Source organism: Neorhizobium sp. SHOUNA12A, from assembly GCF_023006505.1.
Lineage (GTDB): Bacteria > Pseudomonadota > Alphaproteobacteria > Rhizobiales > Rhizobiaceae > Neorhizobium.
The window spans coordinates 136802-143302 of the sequence record NZ_JALBGV010000006.1 but is presented as its reverse complement, the minus strand read 5'-3'; the positions used below and the strand labels follow the sequence as shown (position 1 = coordinate 143302).

9 protein-coding genes are annotated in these 6501 nt (G+C 60.7%); 6 read left to right on the top strand and 3 right to left on the bottom strand.

Annotated features, from left to right (window positions below; translation table 11 throughout):
- On the top strand, positions 1 to 528 hold a 528-nt coding region (locus MOV63_RS05140), incomplete at its 5' end, for an SDR family oxidoreductase (RefSeq protein ID WP_247032137.1).
- Between the two features lie 15 nt (positions 529 to 543).
- Here the strand turns inward: MOV63_RS05140 and MOV63_RS05135 are convergent.
- On the bottom strand, positions 544 to 1827 hold the full coding sequence (locus MOV63_RS05135; RefSeq protein WP_247032135.1) for an O-acetylhomoserine aminocarboxypropyltransferase: 1284 nt from the start codon (positions 1825 to 1827) through the stop codon (positions 544 to 546).
- 124 nt (positions 1828 to 1951) lie between these two features.
- Here MOV63_RS05135 and MOV63_RS05130 point away from each other — a divergent pair, with 124 nt between their 5' ends.
- Positions 1952 to 2389 (top strand): DUF6455 family protein, encoded by a 438-nt coding sequence (locus tag MOV63_RS05130; RefSeq protein ID WP_247032134.1) that lies wholly within the window; start codon positions 1952 to 1954, stop codon positions 2387 to 2389.
- Positions 2390 to 2422: 33 nt separating this feature from the next.
- On the opposite strand, the gene MOV63_RS05125 is transcribed toward MOV63_RS05130, so the two are convergent.
- Positions 2423 to 2851 (bottom strand): CoA-binding protein, encoded by a 429-nt coding sequence (locus MOV63_RS05125; RefSeq protein ID WP_247032131.1) that lies wholly within the window; start codon positions 2849 to 2851, stop codon positions 2423 to 2425.
- Positions 2852 to 2938: 87 nt separating this feature from the next.
- On the opposite strand from MOV63_RS05125, the gene MOV63_RS05120 reads away from it, so the two are divergent.
- The 3 genes from MOV63_RS05120 to rpsI all read left to right on the top strand — a co-directional run bounded on the left by MOV63_RS05120 (position 2939) and on the right by rpsI (position 5013).
- Positions 2939 to 3289 carry a hypothetical protein gene (locus MOV63_RS05120; RefSeq protein WP_247032129.1) on the top strand — a complete coding sequence of 117 codons (351 nt, stop codon included), beginning with the start codon at positions 2939 to 2941 and terminating at the stop codon, positions 3287 to 3289.
- A gap of 789 nt (positions 3290 to 4078) precedes the next feature.
- Positions 4079 to 4543 (top strand): 50S ribosomal protein L13, encoded by a 465-nt coding sequence (gene rplM / locus MOV63_RS05115; RefSeq protein WP_037080613.1) that lies wholly within the window; start codon positions 4079 to 4081, stop codon positions 4541 to 4543.
- 2 nt (positions 4544 to 4545) lie between these two features.
- Entirely contained in the window at positions 4546 to 5013 is a 468-nt protein-coding gene (gene rpsI, locus MOV63_RS05110) for a 30S ribosomal protein S9 (RefSeq protein WP_037080614.1), read from the top strand.
- Positions 5014 to 5079: 66 nt separating this feature from the next.
- Here rpsI and MOV63_RS05105 read toward each other — a convergent pair whose 3' ends face one another.
- Positions 5080 to 5541 (bottom strand): Lrp/AsnC family transcriptional regulator, encoded by a 462-nt coding sequence (locus tag MOV63_RS05105; protein ID WP_038541909.1) that lies wholly within the window; start codon positions 5539 to 5541, stop codon positions 5080 to 5082.
- A 149-nt stretch (positions 5542 to 5690) separates the two neighbouring features.
- Here MOV63_RS05105 and MOV63_RS05100 point away from each other — a divergent pair, with 149 nt between their 5' ends.
- Positions 5691 to 6482 (top strand): phenylalanine 4-monooxygenase, encoded by a 792-nt coding sequence (locus MOV63_RS05100; RefSeq protein ID WP_038541907.1) that lies wholly within the window; start codon positions 5691 to 5693, stop codon positions 6480 to 6482.
- Positions 6483 to 6501 lie beyond the last annotated feature (19 nt).

The window sequence follows — 6501 nt, the reverse complement described above, 5'->3', positions numbered from 1 at the left end:
CTCGCGGCCGTGATCGGCACGGTGCGCGAGGCCGGCCCGCTGGACATTCTGGTCATCAGCGCCGGCACGCTGGCGCTCGGCAATCCGCTGGAGATCGACGCCGACGCGGTCGACCGGATGATCGACGTCAATGTCCGCGCCCCCTACCATGCGGCCGTCGAAGCCGCCCGCAGCATGCCGGACGGCAGCCGAATCATCGTCATCGGTTCGGTCAATGGCGACCGCATGCCGTTTGCCGGCGGAGCCGCTTATGCGCTCACCAAGTCGGCAATGCAGGGCATGGCGCGCGGTCTTGCCCGCGATTTCGGCGACCGCAACATCACCGTCAACGTCATCCAGCCCGGCCCGACCTCCACCGACATGAACCCGGAAGACGGCCCGATGAGCGACTTCATGCACGGTTTCATGGCCATCAAGCGCCACGGCCGGCCGGAAGAGATCGCCGGTCTTGCCGCCTATCTCGCCGGTTCGGAAGCCGGCTTCATCACCGGCTCCCTGCAGACGATCGACGGCGGTTTCGGCGCCTGACGCCAAGACCTTCCCTCAGATCTTCGACAAGGCCTGGTCGAGGTCCGCGATGATGTCGGCGGCATCCTCGATGCCGATCGACAGGCGCACCACGTCCGGCCCGGCGCCGGCGGCGATCAGCTGTTCTTCGCTCAGTTGCCGGTGGGTCGTCGAGGCCGGGTGAATGACCAGCGAACGGGTGTCGCCGATATTGGCGAGGTGGGAGAACAGCTGCAGGCCTTCGACCAGCGTCTTGCCCGCCTCGTAGCCGCCGGTGACGCCGAAGGTGAACACCGAGCCGGCGCCCTTCGGCGAATACCGCCTCTGCAGGGCGTGGTTCGGATCTTCCTCGAGGCCGGAATAACTGACCCAGGCGACCTTCGGATGCGCCTTCAGCCATCTGGCGACGGCAACGGCGTTGTCGCAGTGTTTCTGCATCCTGAGCGGCAGCGTTTCGATGCCGGTCAGGATCATGAACGCGTTAAAGGGCGAGATCGCCGGTCCCATATCGCGCAGGCCCAGCACGCGGCAGGCGATGGCAAAGCCGATATTGCCGAAAGCCTGGTACAGGACGATGCCGCCATATTCGGGACGGGGCTCCGAGAGCATCGGATAATTGCCCGATTTCGACCAGTTGAAAGTGCCTCCGTCAACGATGACGCCGCCCATGGAATTGCCATGGCCGCCCATGAACTTGGTCAGCGAGTGGATGACGATGTCGGCGCCGTGCTCGAGCGGCCGGACGAGGTAGGGGGTCGCCATGGTGTTGTCGACGATCAGCGGAATGCCCCGCCGATGCGCCACCTCGGCGATCGCCGCGATATCCACGAACGTGCCGGCGGGATTGGCAAGGCTCTCGATGAAGATCGCGCGCGTACGCTCGTCGATGCCCGGCTCGAAGCTTGCCGGATTGTCGGTATCGGCCCAGCGCACCTGCCAGTCGAAACTCTTGAACGCATTGCCGAACTGGTTGATCGAGCCGCCGTAGAGTTTTCGCGCCGCGATGAAATTGTCGCCCGGCTGCATGATCGTGTGGAAGGTCAGCATCTGCGCCGCATGGCCGGAGGCGACGGCGAGCGCCGCGGTGCCGCCCTCGAGTGCCGCCACCCGCTCCTCCAGCACCGCCTGGGTCGGGTTCATGATGCGGGTGTAGATATTGCCGAACTGCTGCAGGCCGAACAGGGCGGCGGCGTGGTCCGCGTCGTTGAAGACGAAAGCGGTCGTCTGGTAGATCGGCGTCACCCGCGCCCCGGTCGTCGGGTCGGGTTGCGCCCCCGCATGCACGGCCAGCGTCGAAAACCCCGGATTGAGTGTCGGCATGTTAGTCCCTCCCCTTGAAATGGCGCCTGATCGTTAGCGCTCCAACAGACCCCGGCGGTTGATCACGATCAAGGTATATCGTTCTCCGGAACCTATCCTCCGGGGAAATAGAGAGGAGTTTGCAATGGACAACACAATTCCCACCCTTGACCCCGCCCCGGAAAATCTCACCGACAGGCTGAAGCGCTGGTGTTCCGCCACCTGGGCTGCGATCAACGAAGCCAAGCTTCTCGCCAGCCTCGACGACGAAACCGTCAAGCTGCTGGCGCAGGACAACGCCTTGTCGGAACAGGAACTGCGCGAACTGATCGCCAAAGGCCCGCATGCGGCCGACGAAATGCTGGCGCTGATGAAGCTGCTCAACATTGATCCGGAAGAAGCCAGGCTGGAGGAGCCGGTGGAATTCCGCGAAATGCACGTGACCTGTGTCCACTGCGGCGAGAAGACCCGCTGCCGGCGCGAACTGGCCGACGGCAGCGCCGCCGCCGACTTCGCAAGCTATTGCGGCAACGCCGACCTGCTCGACGACATGCGCAACCGGCCGGAACTGCTCGCCAAATAGCCGGACGCTCGGCGGCGAACCCAGGCGGCAGCCTCAGGCAACCAGGCGGGGATACTCGATCGCCGGGCAACGATCCATGGCAACCTTGATGCCGGCGGCTTCCGCCTTTTCGGCGGCCTTGTCGTCGCGCACGCTGAGTTGGCCCCAGATCACCTTCGGCCTGGTTTCCAGCCCGATCGCCTCGTTGATCACGCCGTCCAGATACTCGGCGGCCCGAAAGACATCGACCATATCGACCGGCTGCGGCACGTCCGCCAGCGTCCTGTAGACTGTCTGGCCGAGGATCTGCTTGCCTGCCTGGCCGGGATTGACCGGAAACACCGTATAGCCCTTGGAAAGCAGGAACCCCATGACCCGGTTGCTCGGCCTGTCGGGATTTGGAGATGCGCCGAGGAGCGCAATGGTCCTGGTGTTCTTCAGGATATCGGCGATATAGGCATTGTCGTAATGATCATGGTTCATGACGGCGGCTCCCGCAATAACGCGCCTCTGGCGGCGCGGTGCTTCTGCGCTATGTAAGTCCGCGTCTCGTCAAAAGGGATGAGGATCATGAAAAAATTTCTCGGCTGCCTTGCGGTCATTGCCTGCGGCACCCTCCTCTCAGGCGAGCCGGCCGCCGCGATCTCGCGCTACAATTCCACCGGCATGTCCTGTGCCGCCGTGCAGCGGGCGATCGGCCGGGAGGGCGCGGTGATCCTGCGTTACCCGTCCCGCAACAAGGCGCGGATGACGCTCTACGACCGCTATGTCATCGATAGCGGCTACTGCGACTCCCATGAATTTGCCGACCGGGCGACGGTGCCGACGGCCGACACACCGAGCTGTCCCGTTCGTGCCTGCAAAAGAAGACCCGACCCAGAAGATTGTTTTCCTCTACAGGCAGGCTGCCTGAGATTTTAGTCGGCTTCCTGACTCAAAAAATCGAGAATGCTTAGCACGCGATGTTCTGCACAGGTTCGCGGAATACCCCTTTTTTGTACTTGTACATATTAGCACCATCTTATGGTTGAATTAGAAAGTGCTACTAGATTTTGCTAGGCAAATTTATTTTTCTGAACATTTGTCAGTTTTCTTGTTCTGTGGCGGATCCTCTTAAAACGTGAGTGATTGACAGCTATTCATGTGTGAAATCCGTCGTAAAACCTTCAAGAGAGCGTCTATTCTGCCATTTGCGCCCGCCCGCCATCTTTCGTTAAACACAATTCCAGGGTGTAGACCAGACAAGCGATACGCGGGAAAAATGGCGCAGATCGCTTTCATGTCAGCGGGTCTTTGCGAGCTTCCGACAGGGCGGCTCCTGGATGGAACTCCCGGTATGAGGATGGGTTTTCTTTCCCATCGGCACATAAGACCAACAGCCCTTCCGGACAGCAATCGAGCCCCCGCTCAACGGTTACGATGAGCAGAACCAGCATTCCGGCGTCAACGGCGTGCGAATTTCACCCAGAAAACTGTGGTATCATATAACCACATATATAAGTCATTGATTTTGCTTATTCTATTTTTCAGCGACGTAAAACCATCACCTTGACGCTTTCGGCCTCCCTCGGTATAAGCCGCCCCAGATCGCGGACCGTTTCGGCCCGCTTTCTTTTTTGCCGGCGTCAGCCATGGCAATCCAAGCAACAAGAAACGCCCTGCATTCGAAGGTTTCGGATGTCATGGGTCCTAGAAGAAAGAGTTAAAAACATGTCAACCTTCGTTCAGAAGCCTGCAGAGGTGGTGAAGAAGTGGGTGATCATCGATGCCGAAGGCCTCGTTGTCGGTCGCCTCGCCACCATCGTCGCCAACCGGCTCCGCGGCAAGCACAAGGCCACCTTCACTCCGCACGTCGATGATGGCGACAACGTCATCATCATCAATGCGGAAAAGTGCGTCCTCACCGGCAAGAAATATTCCGACAAGACCTACTACTGGCACACCGGTTACCCGGGTGGCATCAAGGAGCGCACCGCGCGCCAGATCATCGAAGGCCGCTTTCCGGAGCGCGTTATCGAGAAGGCTGTTGAGCGCATGGTTCCCCGTGGCCCGCTCGGCCGTCGCCAGATGAAGAACCTGCGCGTCTACGCCGGTTCCAACCATCCCCATGAAGCACAGCAGCCGGTCGCCCTCGACGTGGCATCGCTGAACAGCAAGAACGTAAGGAGCGCCTGATAATGGCCGATCTTTCCTCCCTGAAGGACCTCGCGCCGGCTTCCGAAGCTGCCGCTCCGGTCTATGTCCGCAAAGTCGACAGCCTCGGCCGCTCCTATGCGACCGGCAAGCGCAAGAACGCCGTCGCCCGCGTCTGGGTCAAGGCCGGCACCGGCAAGATCACGGTCAACGGCCGTGACTTCTCGACCTATTTCGCCCGTCCCGTCCTGCAGATGATCCTGCAGCAGCCGGTTATCGCCGCTGCCCGCACCGGCCAGTTCGACATCGTCGCGACAGTCACCGGTGGCGGTCTTTCCGGCCAGGCCGGCGCTGTTCGTCACGGCGTCTCCAAGGCGCTCACCTACTTCGAGCCGGGCCTTCGCGGCGTGCTCAAGAAGGGTGGCTTCCTGACCCGCGACAGCCGCGTGGTCGAGCGTAAGAAGTACGGTAAGGCAAAGGCCCGCCGCTCCTTCCAGTTCTCCAAGCGTTAATCGCTTCTGGACTTGGACTTTCAAAAGGCGGGGCTTCGGCTCCGCCTTTTTCGTTTGTAGGCCTTCTCATATCGGCAGTTCGGTCGTCGATTTCAGTTCGCGCAGGACAAAGCTGGAGACCACGTTGCGCACATGCGGGTTGCGCATCAGGTGGCGGGTCATGAAAGCCTCATAGGCTTCGACGTCACGCGCCCGGATCTTCAGCATATAATCGAATGTCCCGGACAGCGCGTAACACTCCATGATCTCCGGCCGGTCGCGCACGACCGTGGCGAAGGCTTCGATCGCCTCCTCGTGGTGATCCTCCAGCGTCACATGGGCGACGATGCAGAGCTTGAGGTCGAGTTTTGCCGGATCGAGAAGCGCCACCCGCTTTCGAATGACGCCCTCGGCCTCCAGTTCCTGGATCTTGCGCCATGCGGTGCTTTGCGACATGCCGGCCTTCTCCGCCAGTTCGGCAAGCGACGAACCATCGCCCGTCTGCACGAGTTGCAGAAGCTTGCGGGCCGCCTGCAGGTTTTCTTTCATGATGTCCTCTCCTCCCGAAATATCCTCCCATTATTTACGCTCAATTCGGCAAAGCTGAAATGATTACCCGCATTTTCGGAGATATAGTGGTGATCTGACGGCCGGCGGCTGGAGCACCTGGCCATTCCATCACGCAACGGGAGGCGCTGATGACCAAGCAAAGCACCTACACGGCAAACCTGCCGGATGCAGACGGCATCTACCACTACACACACGAAGAAGACCGGATCTGGAGCGAACTGTACGAACGCCAGATGAGGCTGTTGGCCGACAAGGCCTGCCGGGAATATCTGGACGGCGTTCAGGCACTCGGGTTGAAGGCGGACAAGGTTCCCCAGCTTCGCGATGTCGACCGGCGCCTCAACGAGACCACCGGATTCGGCGTCGAGGGCGTACCCGCCCTTATTCCGCCATCGCGTTTCTACGAATTGCTGTCGCAGGGCAAGTTTCCGCTGGCAACGTTCATCCGCCGCCGCGAGCACATCGATTATATCGAGGAACCGGATATCTTCCACGAAGTCTTCGGCCACTGCCCGCTCCTCACCAACCGGAGTTATGCCAATTTCGTTCGCCGCTTCGGCGAAAAAGCCGTCGGACTTGGCAAGGAATATTCCTGGCACCTGTTCCGGATCTTCTGGTTCACCGTCGAGTTCGGCCTGATCGACACGCCGCAGGGACGCCGCTGCTTCGGCGCCGGCATCGTCTCCTCCCCCAACGAGACGCGGGCGGCGATGGAAGGCAGGGAAGCCGAATTCCGGCCCTTCGATCTGATGACGGTGCTGAGGACCCCTTACCGCATCGATATCGTCCAGCCGATCTACTATGTCATCGACAGCTTTGCGCAGCTGGAATCGATCATCGAGGAGGATATCGGAGCGCGTATCAGCGAGGCCAAGGCGCTGGGGGATTTTCCGCCGGTTTTCGAAGCCAAGGCTTCCTGAACGGGAGGAATTTTCGTCT